The organism is Rhizorhabdus sp. P4_G6 (assembly GCF_056401045.1).
In genome coordinates, this window is sequence record NZ_JBFUKC010000010.1 from 38,218 (window position 1) to 54,145 (window position 15,928).

The 15,928-nt window shown below is 67.3% G+C and carries 16 protein-coding genes and 2 riboswitches; of the genes, 9 read left to right on the forward strand and 7 right to left on the reverse strand.

Annotation, left to right across the window (positions count from 1 at the left end; translation table 11 throughout):
• Positions 1-9 precede the first annotated feature (9 nt).
• The 6 genes from AC1DPF_RS11860 to AC1DPF_RS11885 all read left to right on the forward strand — a co-directional run bounded on the left by AC1DPF_RS11860 (position 10) and on the right by AC1DPF_RS11885 (position 6,444).
• Positions 10-657, forward strand: coding sequence for a hypothetical protein (locus tag AC1DPF_RS11860; RefSeq protein ID WP_477961521.1), 648 nt, complete (start codon positions 10-12; stop codon positions 655-657).
• A gap of 206 nt (positions 658-863) precedes the next feature.
• Positions 864-959: riboswitch (glycine riboswitch) on the forward strand.
• Between the two features lie 22 nt (positions 960-981).
• A riboswitch (glycine riboswitch) is annotated at positions 982-1,099 on the forward strand.
• A gap of 52 nt (positions 1,100-1,151) precedes the next feature.
• Positions 1,152-2,282, forward strand: a complete 1,131-nt coding sequence (gene gcvT / locus AC1DPF_RS11865; RefSeq protein WP_477868148.1) for a glycine cleavage system aminomethyltransferase GcvT — start codon at positions 1,152-1,154, stop codon at positions 2,280-2,282.
• Between the two features lie 5 nt (positions 2,283-2,287).
• Positions 2,288-2,659: a glycine cleavage system protein GcvH gene (gcvH, locus tag AC1DPF_RS11870; RefSeq protein ID WP_477868146.1), complete on the forward strand. Its 372-nt coding sequence runs from the start codon at positions 2,288-2,290 to the stop codon at positions 2,657-2,659.
• Between the two features lie 117 nt (positions 2,660-2,776).
• Entirely contained in the window at positions 2,777-4,147 is a 1,371-nt protein-coding gene (gene gcvPA, locus AC1DPF_RS11875; RefSeq protein WP_477961523.1) for an aminomethyl-transferring glycine dehydrogenase subunit GcvPA, read from the forward strand.
• Positions 4,144-5,712, forward strand: a complete 1,569-nt coding sequence (gene gcvPB, locus AC1DPF_RS11880) for an aminomethyl-transferring glycine dehydrogenase subunit GcvPB (RefSeq protein ID WP_477961525.1) — start codon at positions 4,144-4,146, stop codon at positions 5,710-5,712. Before gcvPA ends, gcvPB begins: the two co-directional genes overlap by 4 nt.
• A gap of 108 nt (positions 5,713-5,820) precedes the next feature.
• Entirely contained in the window at positions 5,821-6,444 is a 624-nt protein-coding gene (locus AC1DPF_RS11885) for a DUF938 domain-containing protein (protein WP_477961527.1), read from the forward strand.
• Here AC1DPF_RS11885 and rsmD read toward each other — a convergent pair.
• The 3 genes from rsmD to AC1DPF_RS11900 form a co-directional block, all read right to left on the reverse strand.
• Positions 6,419-6,940 (reverse strand): 16S rRNA (guanine(966)-N(2))-methyltransferase RsmD, encoded by a 522-nt coding sequence (rsmD, locus tag AC1DPF_RS11890; protein WP_477961529.1) that lies wholly within the window; start codon positions 6,938-6,940, stop codon positions 6,419-6,421. The two genes, AC1DPF_RS11885 and rsmD, sit on opposite strands and share 26 nt — an antisense overlap.
• A 120-nt stretch (positions 6,941-7,060) precedes the next feature.
• Entirely contained in the window at positions 7,061-8,002 is a 942-nt protein-coding gene (locus AC1DPF_RS11895; RefSeq protein ID WP_477868136.1) for a pseudouridine synthase, read from the reverse strand.
• 71 nt (positions 8,003-8,073) lie between these two features.
• The gene (locus AC1DPF_RS11900) at positions 8,074-9,099 is read right to left on the reverse strand and encodes a cache domain-containing protein (RefSeq protein WP_477868134.1); all 1,026 of its coding nucleotides are present in this window, start codon (positions 9,097-9,099) and stop codon (positions 8,074-8,076) included.
• Positions 9,100-9,272: 173 nt separating this feature from the next.
• On the opposite strand from AC1DPF_RS11900, the gene pgi reads away from it, so the two are divergent.
• Together pgi and gorA are read left to right on the forward strand one after the other, a co-directional pair.
• Positions 9,273-10,778 (forward strand): glucose-6-phosphate isomerase, encoded by a 1,506-nt coding sequence (gene pgi / locus AC1DPF_RS11905; protein WP_477961531.1) that lies wholly within the window; start codon positions 9,273-9,275, stop codon positions 10,776-10,778.
• 113 nt (positions 10,779-10,891) lie between these two features.
• Positions 10,892-12,238 carry a glutathione-disulfide reductase gene (gene gorA, locus AC1DPF_RS11910; protein WP_477868130.1) on the forward strand — a complete coding sequence of 449 codons (1,347 nt, stop codon included), beginning with the start codon at positions 10,892-10,894 and terminating at the stop codon, positions 12,236-12,238.
• A 127-nt stretch (positions 12,239-12,365) separates the two neighbouring features.
• Here the strand turns inward: gorA and hisF are convergent, their stop codons facing one another.
• The 4 genes from hisF to hisB all read right to left on the reverse strand — a co-directional run bounded on the left by hisF (position 12,366) and on the right by hisB (position 15,175).
• Complete coding sequence (hisF, locus tag AC1DPF_RS11915; RefSeq protein WP_477868128.1) at positions 12,366-13,127, reverse strand: imidazole glycerol phosphate synthase subunit HisF; 762 nt, start codon at positions 13,125-13,127, stop codon at positions 12,366-12,368.
• Entirely contained in the window at positions 13,124-13,852 is a 729-nt protein-coding gene (gene hisA / locus AC1DPF_RS11920) for a 1-(5-phosphoribosyl)-5-[(5-phosphoribosylamino)methylideneamino]imidazole-4-carboxamide isomerase (RefSeq protein WP_477961533.1), read from the reverse strand. The genes hisF and hisA overlap by 4 nt, the downstream gene beginning before the upstream one ends.
• A 103-nt stretch (positions 13,853-13,955) precedes the next feature.
• Entirely contained in the window at positions 13,956-14,573 is a 618-nt protein-coding gene (gene hisH / locus AC1DPF_RS11925) for an imidazole glycerol phosphate synthase subunit HisH (protein WP_477869234.1), read from the reverse strand.
• A gap of 5 nt (positions 14,574-14,578) precedes the next feature.
• On the reverse strand, positions 14,579-15,175 hold the full coding sequence (gene hisB / locus AC1DPF_RS11930) for an imidazoleglycerol-phosphate dehydratase HisB (protein WP_340314251.1): 597 nt from the start codon (positions 15,173-15,175) through the stop codon (positions 14,579-14,581).
• 130 nt (positions 15,176-15,305) lie between these two features.
• On the opposite strand from hisB, the gene AC1DPF_RS11935 reads away from it, so the two are divergent.
• Positions 15,306-15,797, forward strand: coding sequence for an SspB family protein (locus AC1DPF_RS11935; RefSeq protein WP_477868124.1), 492 nt, complete (start codon positions 15,306-15,308; stop codon positions 15,795-15,797).
• Positions 15,798-15,928 lie beyond the last annotated feature (131 nt).

Consider the following 15,928-nt stretch of genomic DNA (forward strand, 5'->3'; position numbering starts at 1 on the left):
TGCCCCGTAGTGCAGTTTTCGAAATCGACCGCGATCCTCCTCGCCGCGTTGACGCTTGCCGGTTGTAAGACGGACGCGGAGTTCGACGAGCGCGGCGGCTTCAAGATCGCGCGCTCGGCCTGCCCGGCGGCGGCGATCGCGACCTATACCGGCGACATCACGCTGTTCGATCCGCCGGCCGATCGCAGCGTCAACGCCATCGATGCCACCGCCAATATCGCCAACCTGCAGGCCAGCTGCAACGAAGGCGACAACGGCGCGCAGATCCAGGTGACGGCAAGCTTCGACGTCCAGGCCCGCCGCGGCACCGCCGGCCCCGCCCGTACCATCACCCTGCCCTGGTTCGCGACGGTGCTGCGCGCCGGCACCCAGATCGAATCGAAGCAGGTCGGCGAAGTCACCATCAGCTTCCCCGAAGGCCAGCTGCGCGGCAGCGCCCATGCCTCGGCGACGGCGATGGTCTCCCGCGCCGCGGCGACGCTGCCGCCCGAAATTCTCCAGCGGATCAACCGCAAGCGCAAGGCGGGCGACGCCGACGCTGCGCTCGACCCGATGAACGAGCCGACGGTGCGCGAGGCGGTCAACAACGCCAATTTCGAACTGCTCGTCGGCTTCCAGCTGTCGGAAAGCCAGCTGGCCTACAACGCCTCGCGCTGATCTTCCCCTTCTCGAGCCGTCATCCCAGCGAAAGCTGGGATCTCCCTGCCTTCACGCGACGTCCGCGACGTAGAAAATGAGATCCCAGCTTTCGCTGGGATGACGATGAGCATCTCGCTCCGACAATTACGCCGATCACCTGCATCCCCCGTTGACTTGGGCGGACGGCCACGCCAAGCCTTGAGCGTCGTCGCCGGGCAGCCGGTGCTGACCACGCGGGAGAGTGCCGCGGGAGCGATCCCAAGGCCGCCGAAGGAGCAACCGCCCCGGAATCTCTCAGGTCAATGGACCGCGTGGACAGGATCGACACTCTGGAAAGCGGATGGACGGCCCCCGGGAAACCGGACCGGACGATCATCCCACCGAAGGGGTAAGCCCGGGCGCCGCCATGATGTGGACGGCCCGTGTGAATGCTCTCAGGTTCCGTGACAGAGGGGGCAATGACCGTCGGGCGGATTGCGCCCGGCGTCATTGACCGTCACGGAGGCAAGAGTGTGAGCGACGAAGAGCCTGAAGAAATCATCCAGACCCTGCCGCTCGATCATTGGCATCGCGCCCGCGACGCCAGGATGGTGCCGTTCGCCGGCTATCACATGCCGATCCAGTATGACGGCATCATCGCCGAGCATCTGTGGACCCGCGAATCGGCCGGCCTGTTCGACGTGTCGCACATGGGCCAGCTGCTGATCAGCGGCGATGCTGAAAGCGTGCCCGTCGATGTCGCGCTCGAGAAGCTGCTGCCGGGCGATATCGTCAATCTCGGCGTCGACCGGATGCGCTATTCCTTGCTGCTCGACGACCAGGGCGGCATTCTCGACGATCTGATGGTGACGCGCCGCGCCGGTGACTTCTACCTCGTCGTCAACGGCGCCACCAAGGCCGACGACATAGCCCATCTCCACGAATATCTGCCCGAGGAGCTTACCCTCAACCATCTCGGCGAACATGCGCTGCTCGCGCTGCAGGGGCCGAAGGCCGTGGATGCGCTGGCGCGGATCTGTCCCGGCGTCGAGGCACTGGTCTTCATGACCGCCGGCGCCTTCGAGATGGCCGACGTGCCGCTGTGGATCAGCCGCTCGGGCTATACCGGGGAGGATGGCTTCGAGATCTCGATCCCGGCCGACGACGCCGCGACGATCGCGTCGCTGATCGCCGCCCAGCCCGAGGTCAAGCCGATCGGCCTGGGCGCCCGCGATTCGCTGCGGCTCGAGGCGGGGCTACCGCTCTACGGCCATGATCTCGACGCCATGACCGATCCGGCGATGGCGGGCCTCGGCTTCGCGGTGCCGAAGCGCCGCCGCGCCGAGGGCGGTTTCCCCGGCGCGACCATCGTCTGCCGCCATTTCGCCGAGGGGCCGCCGCGCAAGCGGATCGGCCTGATCCTGAAAGGCCGGCTTCCGGCGCGCGAGGGCGCGCCGATCTTCGACGGCGACGTCGAGGTGGGCATTGTCACCTCGGGCGGGTTCAGCCCTTCGCTGCAGGTGCCGATCGCGATGGGCTATGTCGCCGCCGGCAGTGCGGTGCTCGACCGGCCGCTCCTGATAGAAGTGCGCGGCAAGCGGCTCGACGCCGTGGTCGCGCCGATGCCTTTCGTTCCACATCATTATGTCCGCCAAGGGAGCTGAGACCCATGACGACCTTCTATACCGACGAGCATGAATGGATTTCGGTCAAGGACGGGACCGCCACCGTCGGCATCACCGATTATGCCCAGGCCCAGCTGGGCGACATCGTCTTTGTCGAGCTGCCCGCTCTCGGCGCCGATGTCGCCAAGGGCGGCGAGGCGGCGGTGGTCGAATCGGTCAAGGCCGCGTCGGACGTGTTCGCGCCGGTGACCGGCACGGTGAGCGAGATCAACCCCGCGCTCGAGGAAGACCCTGCCTTGGTCAACAGCGCGCCGGAAACGGGCGGCTGGTTCTTCAAGCTCGCTCTGGCCGATCCGTCCGAGCTCGAGGGCCTGATGGATGCCGCCGAGTACAAGGCCTTCTGCGAAGGGCTTTGACGCTTCTTCACCCCTCCCCTCCAGGGGAGGCGGGGCGGGGCCTGTCCACAGGCGCCGCACCCTGACTTGAGGCCCCACGCCAACCCCTCCCCTGAAGGGGAGGGCTAGGAGCAAGAAATGCGCTACCTGCCCCTTACCGACGCCGACCGCAGCTTGATGCTCGCGACGATCGGCGCCTCGTCGGTCGATGAGCTGTTCGTCGACGTTCCCGCCGCGGCGCAACTTGCCGGACCGATCGAAGGCCTTGCCCCGCATGCGTCCGAGCTTTCCGTGGAGCGGCACATGGCGCGGCTTGCGAAGCAGAATCTGTCGGCCGGGGACGCGCCCTTCTTCCTCGGCTGCGGCGCCTATCGGCATCACATTCCCGCCAGCGTCGACCACCTGATCCAGCGCGGCGAGTTCCTGACGAGCTACACCCCCTATCAGCCCGAGATCGCGCAAGGGACGCTGCAGGCGCTGTTCGAGTTCCAGACCCAGGTCGCCCGGCTGCTGGGCTGCGACGTCGCCAATGCCTCGATGTATGACGGCTCGACCGCCTGCTGGGAGGCGATCACCATGGCGCGGCGCGTCACCCGGCGCGGCAAGGCGATCCTCTCGGCCGGCCTGCATCCGCATTATGTCTCGCTCGCCAGGACGATGGCGCGCTTCACCGGCGACAGCCTCGACATCGCCCTGCCCGAGCTGACCACCGGCGCGCCCGGCGACGACATGGCGCGGCTGATCGACGCGATCGACGGCGACACCAGCTGCGTGGTGGTCCAGAATCCGAACATCCTCGGCCATGTCGCCGACCTCTCCGAACTGGCGGCGCGCGCGCACGAAAAGGGCGCGCTGCTGATCGCGGTGGTGACCGAGCCGGTGTCGCTCGGCGCGGTCCGCTCGCCCGGTGAGATGGGCGCGGACATCGTCGTCGGCGAAGGCCAGTCGATCGGCGTCGGGCTCAACTTCGGCGGCCCCTATGTCGGCCTGTTCGCCTGCGCCGAGAAATATGTCCGCCAGATGCCGGGGCGCCTCGCCGGTGTCACCCAGGATGCCGATGGCCAGCGCGGTTTCGTGCTGACCCTGTCGACCCGCGAGCAGCATATCCGCCGCGAAAAGGCGACCTCGAACATCTGCACCAATGCCGGGCTGTGCGCGCTCGCCTTCTCGGCGCACATGACCTTGCTGGGCGAAACCGGCCTGCGCAACCTCGCCGCGCTCAACCATGCCGGCGCGGTCGCGGCGGCCGACCGCTTGGCGAAACTGCCCGGCGTCGAACTGGTCAACGGCGCCTTCTTCAACGAGTTCACCCTCAAGTTGCCGACGGAGTCGCGCCCGGTCGTCCGCGCGCTGGCCGACAAGGGGATATTGGGCGGCGTCTCGCTCGGCCGGCTCTACCCCGAGGCGCCGGCGCTCGCGAACGGGCTCGTCGTCGCAGTCACCGAGACCAGCAGCGCGGAAGATGTCGAAACCCTGGCGCAGGCCCTCGAAGCGGAGTTGGCGGCATGAGCATGAACAGCGAAGGCCGCGTCACCCGGCCGGAAAACACCGCCTCGTCCTCGGCGCCGCCGACCTTCACCGGCAACCGCGCGCTGATGCTCGAGGAAAAGCTGATCTTCGAGCAGGACGATTATGCCCGCACCGGCGTCGACCTGCCCGAGCCGCCGAAGGTCGCGAGCCGCCTCGGCGGGCTGGAGCGCAACCGGCCGATCGGCCTGCCCGGCCTGCCCGAACCCGAGGCGGTGCGCCATTATACCAGGCTCAGCCGGCAGAATTACGCGATCGACCTCGGCCTGTTCCCGCTCGGCAGCTGCACGATGAAGCATAATCCGCGCCTCAACGAGAAGGTCGCGCGGATGCCCGGCTTCGCCGATATCCACCCGCTCGCCCCGGTCGACACGGTACAGGGCGCGCTGGCGGTGATCCACGAACTGGCCGGATGGCTGAAGACGCTGACCGGGATGGCAGCGGTGGCGATGGCGCCGAAGGCCGGCGCGCATGGCGAGCTGTGCGGACTGCTGGCGATCCGCGCCGCGCAGGAAGCGCGCGGCGACGCCCGCTCGGTGATCCTGGTCCCCGAATCGGCGCATGGCACCAATCCGGCGACCGCCGCCTTCTGCAATTACCGGGTCGAGAACATCCCCGCGACCGCCGAAGGCCGCGTCGACCTCGACGCGCTCAAGGCCCGGCTCGGGCCGGATGTCGCCGGGGTGATGATCACCAACCCCAACACCTGCGGCCTGTTCGAGCGGGACATGAAGGCGATCTCGGACGCGGTCCATGCGGCCGGCGGGCTGGTCTATTGCGACGGCGCCAACTTCAACGCGATCGTCGGGCGGGTGCGGCCGGGCGACCTCGGCATCGATGCGATGCACATCAACCTGCACAAGACCTTCTCGACCCCGCATGGCGGCGGCGGGCCGGGCTCCGGGCCGGTGGTGTTCTCCGCCGCGCTGGCGCCGTTCGCACCGCTGCCCTTCGTCGACAGGCAGGGCGACCGCTATGTGCTGGTCGAGGAAGAGACCGCCGGCGACCATCATGGGTCGAGCTTCGGCCGCATGGCCGCCTTCCACGGCCAGATGGGCATGTTCACCCGGGCGCTCTCCTATATCCTCAGCCATGGCGCCGACGGGCTGCGCCAGGTCGCCGAGGATGCGGTGCTCAACGCCAATTATGTGCTGCGTAGCCTGGAAGACGTGCTCGACGCGCCCTTCGCCGCCAGCGGGCCGTGCATGCACGAGGCGCTGTTCAGCGATGCGGGGCTCGCGGCAGGCTTCACCACGCTCGACATCGCCAAGGGCCTGATCGACGAGGGTTTCCACCCGATGACGATGTATTTCCCGCTGGTCGTCCATGGCGCGATGCTGATCGAGCCGACCGAGACCGAGGGCAAGGCGACGCTCGACCAGTTCATCGGCGCATTGCGCTCGGTGGCCGAACGCGCCCGCGCCGGCGACCCCGCGCTCAAGGCCGCCCCTGCGCTCGCCCCGCGGCGGCGGCTCGACGAGACCGCCGCGGCGCGCAAGCCGGTGCTGGTGTGGAAGGAGGCGGCATTGACGGAAGCGGCCGAGTAGCACGCCCCTTCTCGCGCCATCCCAGCGCAAGCTGGATCTCACTGCCGTCCTTCCGTTGGACCAGAAGGGAGATTCCAGCTTGCGTTGGAATGACGTAGGGGTTGGCCGATGACCGATCCCCGCCGCCACGCCCCCGCGACCGCGCGCAACCGCGAGCCGATCCTTGCGGTCCTGCGCGACGTCCTGCCGTCGAGCGGCACGGTGCTGGAGGTCGCGAGCGGCACCGGCGAGCACGCCATCCATTTCGCCCGCGCCCTGCCCGATCTGGTCTGGCAGCCGAGCGACCCCGACCCCTCCGCCCTCGCCTCGATCCGCGCCTGGGCCGAGGCGGGCAAGCTGGGCAACCTGCGCCCGCCGCTGCTGCTCGATGCCGCGGCACCCGAATGGCCGATCGAGAAGGCCGATGCGATCCTGTGCATCAACATGGTCCATATCAGCCCGTGGGAAGCGACGGTGGGTTTGCTGAGACACAGCGCAAAGCTGCTTCCGGTGGGTGGACCGCTTGTTCTCTATGGTCCTTATCTCCGCGCCGGCGTTGCGACCGCCGACAGCAACGAGGCATTCGACGCCAGCCTGAAGATGCGCGACCAGCGATGGGGGCTGCGCCACCTGGAAGAAATCATCGCGCTGGCCGAGGATAGTGGAATGATGCTCGATCACATCGTCGAGATGCCCGCCAACAATCTCTCCGTGACGCTCCGCCGGGTCAGCGTTCGCGCGTCAGCAGGGTGATCCGCGCCTTGCCGTGGACCCGTTCGGCCTCGACGGTGAAGCCGTCCACCGTCACCGGCTCGTTCTTCGCCGTCTCGATACTCGCCCAGCCGCCCGGCGCGAGGCCGATATTGGGGAGGACCTTCTGGCCCAGGCCGGTGCCATAGGGCGGATCGATCAGCACCAGATCGAACGGGCCGCCGCTGAAGCCCTCTGCGGCGATCGCGCGGACCTCGGCCTCGGCGCCCAGCTTGGCGATGTTGGCGCGCAACGCCTCGATCGCGCCGCGCTCGCGCTCGACGAAGGTGCAGTGCGCCGCGCCGCGCGACAGCGCCTCGAGGCCGAGTGCGCCGGTGCCCGCGCAGACATCGGCGACCTTCAGCCCCTCCAGGCTGCCGAGCCGGCTGGTGAGCATCGAGAACAGCGCCTCGCGGGTGCGGTCGGCGGTCGGACGCGTGACATCGCCGGTGGGTGCGATGAGGGTGCGGCCGCGCCAGGCCCCTGCGATTATACGCATATCGTATCCGTCATCCTGAACTCGTTTCAGGATCCACTTCTCCACTCGGGGGCGGGCCCGGGACGATGGGTGGATGCTGAAACAAGTTCAGCATGACGGTGAGGATGGGGCGTATTGGCGTCATTCAGCCGCGCCTGGTTTCTTCGGCCCCCGGACCGACTTGAGCGTCTTGCGGAAGGCGACCAGCTGGTGCTGCAATATCTCGCCGACCTCGCCGGGCTGCAGGTCGCCCAGCTCGAACGCGCCATAGGCGATGCGGATCAGCCGCGAAACCTGGAGCCCGAGATGTTCGAGCACGCGCCGCACTTCGCGGTTCTTGCCCTCGCTGAGCTTCATCTCGATCCAGACATTCGCGCCGGTGCGCCGTTCGATATTGGCGTCGATCGAGCCGTAGCGGACGCCTTCGATCTCGACGCCCTCGATCAGTTCCTCGAGCTGGGCCTGGGTGACATTGCCATAGGATCGGGCGCGGTAGACGCGGGTCACGCCGGTGCTCGGCAGCTCGAGCTGGCGCTTGAACTCGCCGTCGGTGGTCAGCAGCAGCAGGCCTTCGGTGTTCAGGTCGAGTCGCCCGACCGGCATCACCCGGGGCAGGTCCTTGGGCAGCTTGTCATAGATGGTCGGCCGGCCGGCGGGATCGCGCTCGGTGGTGAGCAGCCCCTGCGGCTTGTAATAGAGGAACAGCCGGGTCGGCTCGGGTGCCGCGACCGGCTTGCCGTCGACGGTGACGCCCTTCAGCGATTTCAGCAGCGTGGCCGGGGTCTCGATCGCCACGCCGTCGATCGCCACGCGGCGGTCCTCGATCATCCGCTCGATCTCGCGGCGCGAGGCGACGCCGGCCCGCGCGAGCAGCTTGGCGATGCGCTGCGGCTCCTGGCCGGGCTTCGCCTCGGCACGGGCGGGATGCGGCACCGACGGCTTGACCGGACGCGCCAGTCCGCGCGCCTGCCGGCGGCCGAGCTTGGGCGGCGGCGTGGTCTTGCCAGGCGAGTTGATGCCGGCCGGCTTGCCGGTGGTCGATCGGCCGGGAGGCCGGCCGCCTGGGGTTCTGGGAGGACGCATAGCCGCCGCTGTAGCGACAAGCCGGGCTTAGCGCCAGTTGGGGTTTCGGCGCCGCCCCGATCGGGCGGTCCCTATTCCTCGAGCATCTGGCTCTCGATGCAGCCCAGCCAGCCAAGTCCGCGATAGGTCTCGTAGCCAGGTGTCAGCGCAAAGGCGATCAGCTTGCCGTCGCGCTGATAATAGCCGCTCTCGCGCTTGTCGGTCCGCAGCGGATAATGATCTGTGCAGATGCCCTGGCCATCGGACGATGCGATGATCCTGTGGTCGGAGTCGAGCAGCATCAGCCGCGATGTCGCGCGCTCGGCCGGCGACAGGCCGATGCCTTCGAGGATCGCCGAGGCCTGCGGGGCCCAGTCGAAGAAGATGCCGAGCGCGCCGATCGGGTTGCCGCCGGTGCGGCCGCCCGCGCGCACCGCGGTCGAGTAGGTCGCGACCTGGGCGCCGCCCAGAGTCCGATTGACCGAAATGTCGCAGACCCGGAAGTCGTCGCCGCTATGGGTGTCCATCGCGGCGCGGAACCAGTCTTCCCTGGCGACATTCTGGCCGATCGCATCAGGGTACCGATCGGGCCGGCCGGTGGCGATCACGCGACCCTGGCTGTCGGCGATCCAGAGGTCGAGATAGACGGTATAGGAGCGCAGGATCGTCGCCAGCCGCTCGGTGGCATGGTCGATAGTGGCAGCCGACGGCGCTTCCAGCACATCGGTGACCGAACTGTCGGTGGCCCACCAGCGCACGTCGCAGGAGCGCTCATAGAGGTTGCGGTCGATGATCTCGACCGCCGAACGCGCGAGATCGGTATGCCTCGTCCCCTTGAAATCGACGAGCATTTGGCTGCCGGCCGTGCGCAGCGAGGCGATGTTGGACGCGATCGCCGAACGCAGTTCGCCGCCGATTCCCGAGATCGACGCGGCCAGCGCGCCGAGTTCCTGGGCCACGACCGAAAAGGCGCGGCCGGCTTCGCCCGCGCGGGCGGCTTCGAGCCGGGCGTTGATCGCCAGCATGCCGGTCTGCTTCATGACGCGGTCGATGCGATCGACCTTCTCTTCGGTGATCCGCGAGACTTCATAAGCCAAGCGTAATATGTCGTCCTGCATTCGTGGTCTCCCAGTTCGACCTCGCTTGCGGCACCCTCTCGGCATCTTGATGGTAGCATTAGGTTGCTCTTTCGCCGAAAGGCATGGCCTGATTTCGTAAATAACTGGTAACCAAGCCGCCCCGTTACGACCAAAATCTGCCAATTTTCGCATTTGCACCACGGAGATTCGACATGACCGATGCAAAAGCCGCCTGGAACGCGATCGCTGGGCTCCCCTCGGCCACGCTTTCGGAGCTCTTCACCACGGAGCCCGACCGGCTTTCGCGGCTGGCCATCGACGAGTCGGGCATATTGTTCGATTTCTCCAAGACGCATCTCTCCGCCCCGCTGATCGAGCGCTTCGTCGCCCTGTCGGAAGCCTGCGACTTTGCCGGCAAACGCGGCGCCTTGTTCGCGGGCGAGCCGGTCAACGTCACCGAAGGCCGCGCCGCCGAGCATCCTGCCGAGCGCGGCCAGGGCGCACCCGACAGCGTGGCGCGCGCGCGCGGTTTCCAGGCCCGGATGCGGGCGATGATCGACGCGATCGAGGCCGAGGTGCTGGGGCCGATCCGCCACATCCTCCATGTCGGGATCGGCGGATCGGCGTTGGGCCCGGACCTGCTGGTCGACGCGCTCGGCCGCGACGCCGATCGCTATGAGGTGGCGGTGGTTTCCAACGTCGACGGCGCTGCGCTGGACGAAGTGTTCAAGCGCTTCGATCCGGACGCGACGCTGCTGGTCGTCGCCTCGAAGACCTTCACCACCACCGAGACGATGATGAACGCGCGCAGCGTGCTCGGCTGGATGGAGGAGGCCAATGTCGAGGACCCCTATTCGCGCGTGGTCGCGCTGACCGCCGCGCCGGAAAAGGCCGTGGAATGGGGTGTCGACGAGACCCGGATCCTGCCCTTCTCCGAAAGCGTCGGCGGACGCTATTCGCTGTGGTCGTCGATCGGCTTTCCGGCCGCGCTTGGCCTCGGCTGGGACGCATTCGAAAACCTGCTCGAGGGCGCGGCGGCGATGGACCGCCATTTCCGCCTGGCACCGCCCGAGCGCAATCTTCCGCTGCTCGCCGCCTTCGTCGATCAATATTATTCGCGCATCCGCAACGCCGAGACCCGCGCCATATTCGCCTATGACGAGCGGCTGCGGCTGCTGCCCTCCTACCTCCAGCAGCTCGAGATGGAATCGAACGGCAAGAGCGTGAAGACCGACGGCTCGGCGGTGGACGGGCCGACGGCGGCGATCAGCTGGGGCGGAGTGGGCACCGACGCGCAGCATGCGGTGTTCCAGCTGCTCCACCAGGGGACGAGGCTGGTGCCGGTCGAGTTCGTCGCCGCGATCGAGCCCGAGCATGTCCTCGACGAGGGGCATCATCGGGCGCTGCTGATCAACTGCTTCGCGCAGGCTGCGGCGTTGATGGCGGGCAAGGCCAATGACGATCCCGCCCGCGCCTATGCCGGCGACCGGCCGTCGACGACGATCCTGCTCGACCGCGTCGATCCGGCGCGGCTCGGCTCGCTGCTCGCCTTTTACGAGCACCGCACCTTTGCCAATGCGGTGCTGATGGAGATCAACCCGTTCGATCAGTTCGGGGTCGAGCTCGGCAAGGAGATCGCCCGCTCGATCGAGAGCGAGGGCACCGCGCGCTTCGATACCTCGACCAGGGCGCTGATAGCCCGTGCGCTGGGATCGTAATGGCGCCTGTAGCCTGACCTACTCGCTCGATCACTCTGATGATGACGATCGGTTTGCCCGGCAATCATACCGCCCCCATATCGATGCCGGAACATGAAGAAGGATAAGGGCCGATGGCCGAGTATGACTATGACCTGTTCGTCATCGGCGCCGGTTCGGGCGGGGTGCGCGCGTCGCGGGTGGCGGCCGCTTATGGAGCGCGCGTGGCGGTGGCCGAGGAACATCGGGTCGGCGGCACCTGCGTGATCCGCGGCTGCGTGCCCAAGAAGATGCTCGTCTATGGCTCGCACTTCGCCGAGGACCTTCAGGATGCCGCGCGCTATGGCTGGCAGCTGGGCGACATCCGCTTCGACTGGAAGACGCTGCGCGACAACGTCAACGCGGATGTCGATCGGATCGAGGGGCTTTATACGAACACCCTCACGAACAATGCGGTCGAGATCTTCCACGAGCGCGCGACGGTGTCCGGTGCCAACGAGATCCTGCTCGCGAGCGGGCGAAAGATCACCGCGAAGTTCATCCTGGTCGCCACCGGGGCTTGGCCGGTGGTGCCGAAGGTGCCCGGCGCCGAGCACGGCATCAGCTCGAATGAGGTCTTCTACATCGAAAAATTGCCGAAGCGGGTGGTGATTGCCGGTGCGGGCTATATCGCCAACGAGTTCGCCGGCATTTTCCACGCGCTCGGCTCGAAAGTGACGGTGGTCAACCGCTCCGACCAGATCCTGCGCGGCTATGACGAGCAGATCCGCGACCGACTGTTCCAGATTTCGACCCACAAGGGCATCGAGTTCATCTTCAACGCCTCGTTCGACAAGATCGAGAAGCAGGAGGACGGCTCGCTCTGCGTCCACTTCAAGGACCATGAGAAGTGCGACACCGACCTGCTGCTGTTTGCGATCGGCCGCAGCCCCAAGATCGACGGGCTGGGGCTGGAGGCTGCCGGCGTCGAGATCGATGACAAGGGCGCGATCGTCGTCGACGAGGATAACCGCTCGAGCGTAGCGTCCATCTATGCGATCGGCGATGTCACCAACCGTGTCCAGCTGACCCCCGTCGCCATCCGCGAGGGCCAGGCCTTCGCCGACACGCTGTTCGGCAACAAGCCGCACCGGGTCGATTACCAGATGATCCCGAGCGCGGTGTTCAGCAATCCGCCGATGGCAGGCGTGGGCCTCACCGAGCGTCAGGCGCGCGAGCAATATGGCGACCCGAAGATCTTCACGTCGGACTTCCGGCCGATGCGCAACGTGCTGGCCGGCCGCAACGAACGCTCGCTCTACAAGCTGGTGGTGCATCCGGAGACCGACGTCGTGCTGGGCATCCACATGATCAGCCCCGACGCGCCCGAAATCCTCCAGGCAGCGGCGATCGCGGTGAAGGCGAAGCTCACCAAGGCGCAGTTCGACGACACCGTCGCGCTGCACCCATCGATGGCCGAGGAACTGGTGCTGATGAAATAAGGGTGGGCGTTGTCTTTAGCTCGTCATGCTGAACTTGTTTCAGCATCCACCCATCATCCTTGCAGTCCAGGATCGTGAAACGGTGGATCCTGAAACAAGTTCAGGATGACGAGGAAGAATAGGCCGTCTACGCCCGAACCGGCAGCCCCGCAGCCTTCAGCGCGGCGTGCGCTTGCGCCACGCTGTGCTGGCCGAAGTGGAAGATCGACGCTGCCAGCACCGCGCTCGCGCCGCCGTGCATCACGCCGTCGACGAGATGATCGAGATTGCCGACTCCGCCGCTGGCGATCACCGGCACCGACACCGCATCCGCGACCGCGCGCGTCAGCGCGAGATCATAGCCGTCGCGGGTGCCGTCGCGATCCATCGAGGTCAGCAATATCTCGCCCGCGCCGAGCTCGGCCAGCCGCATGGCATGCGCCACGGCATCGATCCCGGTCGGCTTGCGGCCGCCATGGGTGTAGATCTCCCACTTGCCGGGGCCGACATTGCGCGCGTCGACCGCGCCGACCACGCACTGCGCGCCGAATCGGTTGGCCATGTCGGCGCAGAGCTCGGGCCGCGCCACCGCCGCCGAATTGACCGCGACCTTGTCGGCGCCCGCGAGCAGCAGCGCGCGGGCATCCTCGGGGGTGCGCACCCCGCCGCCGACGGTCAGCGGCATGAAGCAGACCGCGGCGGTGCGCGCTACGACGTCGAGGATGGTGCCGCGCCCTTCATGGCTGGCGGTGATGTCGAGGAAGCACAGCTCATCCGCGCCGGCGGCATCATAGACCTTGGCCTGCTCGACCGGATCGCCGGCATCGGCGAGGTCGACGAAGTTGACGCCCTTGACCACGCGCCCGCCCGCCACGTCCAGACAGGGAATCACGCGAACCCGGACGGTCATGCGCGGGCCACCGCCAGCGCCTCGGCCAGATCGAGCCGCCCGTCATAGAGCGCCCGGCCGGTGATCACGCCTTCGATGCCGTCCGCGGCATGGGCGACCAGCGCATGGATGTCGGCGATGCTCGCCACGCCGCCGCTGGCGATCACCGGAATCGACGCATGGCGGGCAAGCGCGACCGTCGCCTCAACATTGCAGCCCTTCAGCAGCCCGTCGCGGCCGACATCCGTGAACAGCAGCGAGGCGACACCGGCATCGGCGAAGCGATCGGCGAGGTCGGTGATGCTGACGGTCGAGACCTCCGCCCAGCCATGGGTCGCGACATAGCCGTCGCGCGCGTCGACGCCGACGACGATCCTGCCCGGCAGCGCCCTGGCAGCCTCCTTGACCAACTCGGGATCCTGGAGCGCGGCCGTGCCGATGATGACGCGTTCGACGCCCAGGCCGAGCCAGCGGTCGATCGCCGCGCGGTCGCGAATGCCGCCGCCCAGTTCCACCTTGCCCGGAAAGGCCTTGAGGATCGCCTCCACCGCGCCGGCATTCACCGCCTTGCCGGCGAACGCCCCGTCCAGATCGACGACATGGAGCCAGTCGGCCCCCGCCTCGGCGAATTTGCGCGCCTGATCGGCGGGATCGTCACCATAGACGGTCGCACGCGCCATATCGCCTTCGGCCAGGCGGACGACCTGGCCGCCCTTGAGATCGATCGCGGGGAATACGGTTATCATAGCGGTAGAAAAATCCGTTCGTCCCGAGCGAAGTCGAGGGACGCGAGCGTTGCATGACGTGTCTCGACTTCGCTCGACACGAACGGGGACGGCCTAAAGGACATCACGGCCGCCACTCCAGGAATCGCCCGAGGAACCGCAGCCCATAGGCCTGGCTCTTCTCGGGATGGAACTGCACCCCGACGACATTCCCGCGCCCCACCGCCGCGGTGATCGGGCCGCCATGGTCGCTGGTCGCCAGCCGGTCGGCGGGGTCGGCCACGTCGAACGCGAAGCTGTGCAGATAATAGGCCTCGCCCGGGACGAGCAGCGCATGATCCCGCGCCGGCACGACATCGTTCCAGCCCATGTGCGGCACCTTGAAGTCCGCGCCGGGGGTCATCATCCGCACATCGCCGCCGATCCAGCCGAGCCCCGGCGTGCGGCCATGTTCGTGGCCCGCATCGGCGAGCAGCTGCATGCCGACGCAGACGCCGAGGAACGGCGCGCCGCGGTCATGCACCGCGCGGTTCATCGCCTCGATCATACCGGGGATGGCAGCCAGCCCCGCCATGCACGATCCGAAGGCGCCGACGCCCGGCAGCACGACGCGATCGGCCGAGGCGACCAGGTCGGGATCGGCGGTGACGGTGGGATTGCCCCCCGCCGCACGAAGCGCGTTGTCGACCGACCTCAGATTCCCCGCGCCATAATCGATGAGCGCGATCGTCTCGGGGCGCATGCCGGTCATGCGCTGCCCAGCGTTCCCTTGGTCGAGGGAATCGCGTCCGCCTTGCGGGGGTCGATCTCGGTGGCGACGCGCAGCGCACGGGCGAGGCCCTTGAAGCAGCTCTCGACGATATGGTGCATGTTGGCGCCATAGATATTCTCGACGTGGAGCGTGATCCCGGCCGCCTGCGCGAAGCTGTGGAACCAATGCTCGATCAGCTCGGTGTCCCATTCGCCGAGCTTCGGACCGGACAGCGCCACCTTCCACACCAGATAGGGCCGCCCGGAAATGTCGAGCGCGACACGGGTCAGCGTTTCGTCCATCGGCGCATAGGCGTGGCCGTAACGGGTGATGCCGCGCTTGTCGGCGAGCGCCTTGGCGAGCGCCTCGCCGATGGCGATGCCGCTGTCCTCGGTGGTGTGATGCTGGTCGATATGAAGGTCGCCGGCGATCTTCACCGTCAGGTCGATCAGCGAATGGCGCGACAACTGCTCGAGCATATGATCGAGGAATCCGATGCCGGTGGACACCGTGTAGGCGCCGCTGCCATCGAGATTCATCTCGACCGAAATGTCGGTCTCGCTGGTCTTGCGCGTGATCGATGCGGTCCGCATGGCCCACCCCTGAAGCTGGCTCGAAGCCGGTGTGGCAAATCCTCCACACCGGACGGCGCCGCTATAGCGAGGTTGCGCGACGCTGCAACGCCGACTTGACCGGGCCGGACTCAGCGTCCACCACAGCGCGATGAGCGACCAAGCGCCCGACAGCCTGATTCCCTATGACGAGATCGTCCAGGAGGCGCTGCGCGCCGTGGTCGGCCGGGTGCTGGGCGAGGTCGAAACCGCCGGCGGCCTCCCCGGCGAGCATCATTTCTACATCACCTTCAAGACGCAGGGCGCCGGGGTCGACATCCCCAGGCACCTCGTCGAGCGATTCCCCGACGAGATGACGATCGTCATCCAGAATCGATTCTGGGACCTGAAGGTGAAGCCCGACGGCTTCGAGGTGGGCCTGTCGTTCAACCAGGTGCCGGCCAAGCTGATCATCCCCTTTGCCGCCGTGACCGGCTTCGTCGATCCCGCGGTCAATTTCGCGCTGCAATTCCAGGCGCAGATCGATGATGACGGCGAGGACACCGGCCACAGCTCGGCCGGAAACGACGCCCCGGCAGCCCCGGGAGCTCCGGCCGAGGACGGCTCCAACGTCGTGTCGGTCGACTTTACCCGGAAGAAGTAGAACACGCGACCAGATCCAGAGAGTTGGAAGCCGGGCGCTCATGGCGCTATGGGCATTCGAAAGGTTGATCTTCGTCTCGTTGGCGTTCGGTTGTTGGCTCACACGCCAGGCCCATGTCTCTTGCGGCATGA

What these genes read in the sequence shown, in the direction of transcription:
- gcvH (WP_477868146.1), top strand. Translation starts at nt 2,288, where the DNA reads ATGACGACCTTCTATACCGACGAGCATGAATGGATTTCGGTCAAGGAC.
- gcvPA (WP_477961523.1), top strand. Translation starts at nt 2,777, where the DNA reads ATGCGCTACCTGCCCCTTACCGACGCCGACCGCAGCTTGATGCTCGCG.
- gcvPB (WP_477961525.1), top strand. Translation starts at nt 4,144, where the DNA reads ATGAGCATGAACAGCGAAGGCCGCGTCACCCGGCCGGAAAACACCGCC.
- AC1DPF_RS11885 (WP_477961527.1), top strand. Translation starts at nt 5,821, where the DNA reads ATGACCGATCCCCGCCGCCACGCCCCCGCGACCGCGCGCAACCGCGAG.
- rsmD (WP_477961529.1), bottom strand. Translation starts at nt 6,940, where the DNA reads ATGCGTATAATCGCAGGGGCCTGGCGCGGCCGCACCCTCATCGCACCC.
- AC1DPF_RS11895 (WP_477868136.1), bottom strand. Translation starts at nt 8,002, where the DNA reads ATGCGTCCTCCCAGAACCCCAGGCGGCCGGCCTCCCGGCCGATCGACC.
- AC1DPF_RS11900 (WP_477868134.1), bottom strand. Translation starts at nt 9,099, where the DNA reads ATGCAGGACGACATATTACGCTTGGCTTATGAAGTCTCGCGGATCACC.
- pgi (WP_477961531.1), top strand. Translation starts at nt 9,273, where the DNA reads ATGACCGATGCAAAAGCCGCCTGGAACGCGATCGCTGGGCTCCCCTCG.
- gorA (WP_477868130.1), top strand. Translation starts at nt 10,892, where the DNA reads ATGGCCGAGTATGACTATGACCTGTTCGTCATCGGCGCCGGTTCGGGC.
- hisF (WP_477868128.1), bottom strand. Translation starts at nt 13,127, where the DNA reads ATGACCGTCCGGGTTCGCGTGATTCCCTGTCTGGACGTGGCGGGCGGG.
- hisA (WP_477961533.1), bottom strand. Translation starts at nt 13,852, where the DNA reads ATGATAACCGTATTCCCCGCGATCGATCTCAAGGGCGGCCAGGTCGTC.
- hisH (WP_477869234.1), bottom strand. Translation starts at nt 14,573, where the DNA reads ATGCGCCCCGAGACGATCGCGCTCATCGATTATGGCGCGGGGAATCTG.
- hisB (WP_340314251.1), bottom strand. Translation starts at nt 15,175, where the DNA reads ATGCGGACCGCATCGATCACGCGCAAGACCAGCGAGACCGACATTTCG.
- AC1DPF_RS11935 (WP_477868124.1), top strand. Translation starts at nt 15,306, where the DNA reads ATGAGCGACCAAGCGCCCGACAGCCTGATTCCCTATGACGAGATCGTC.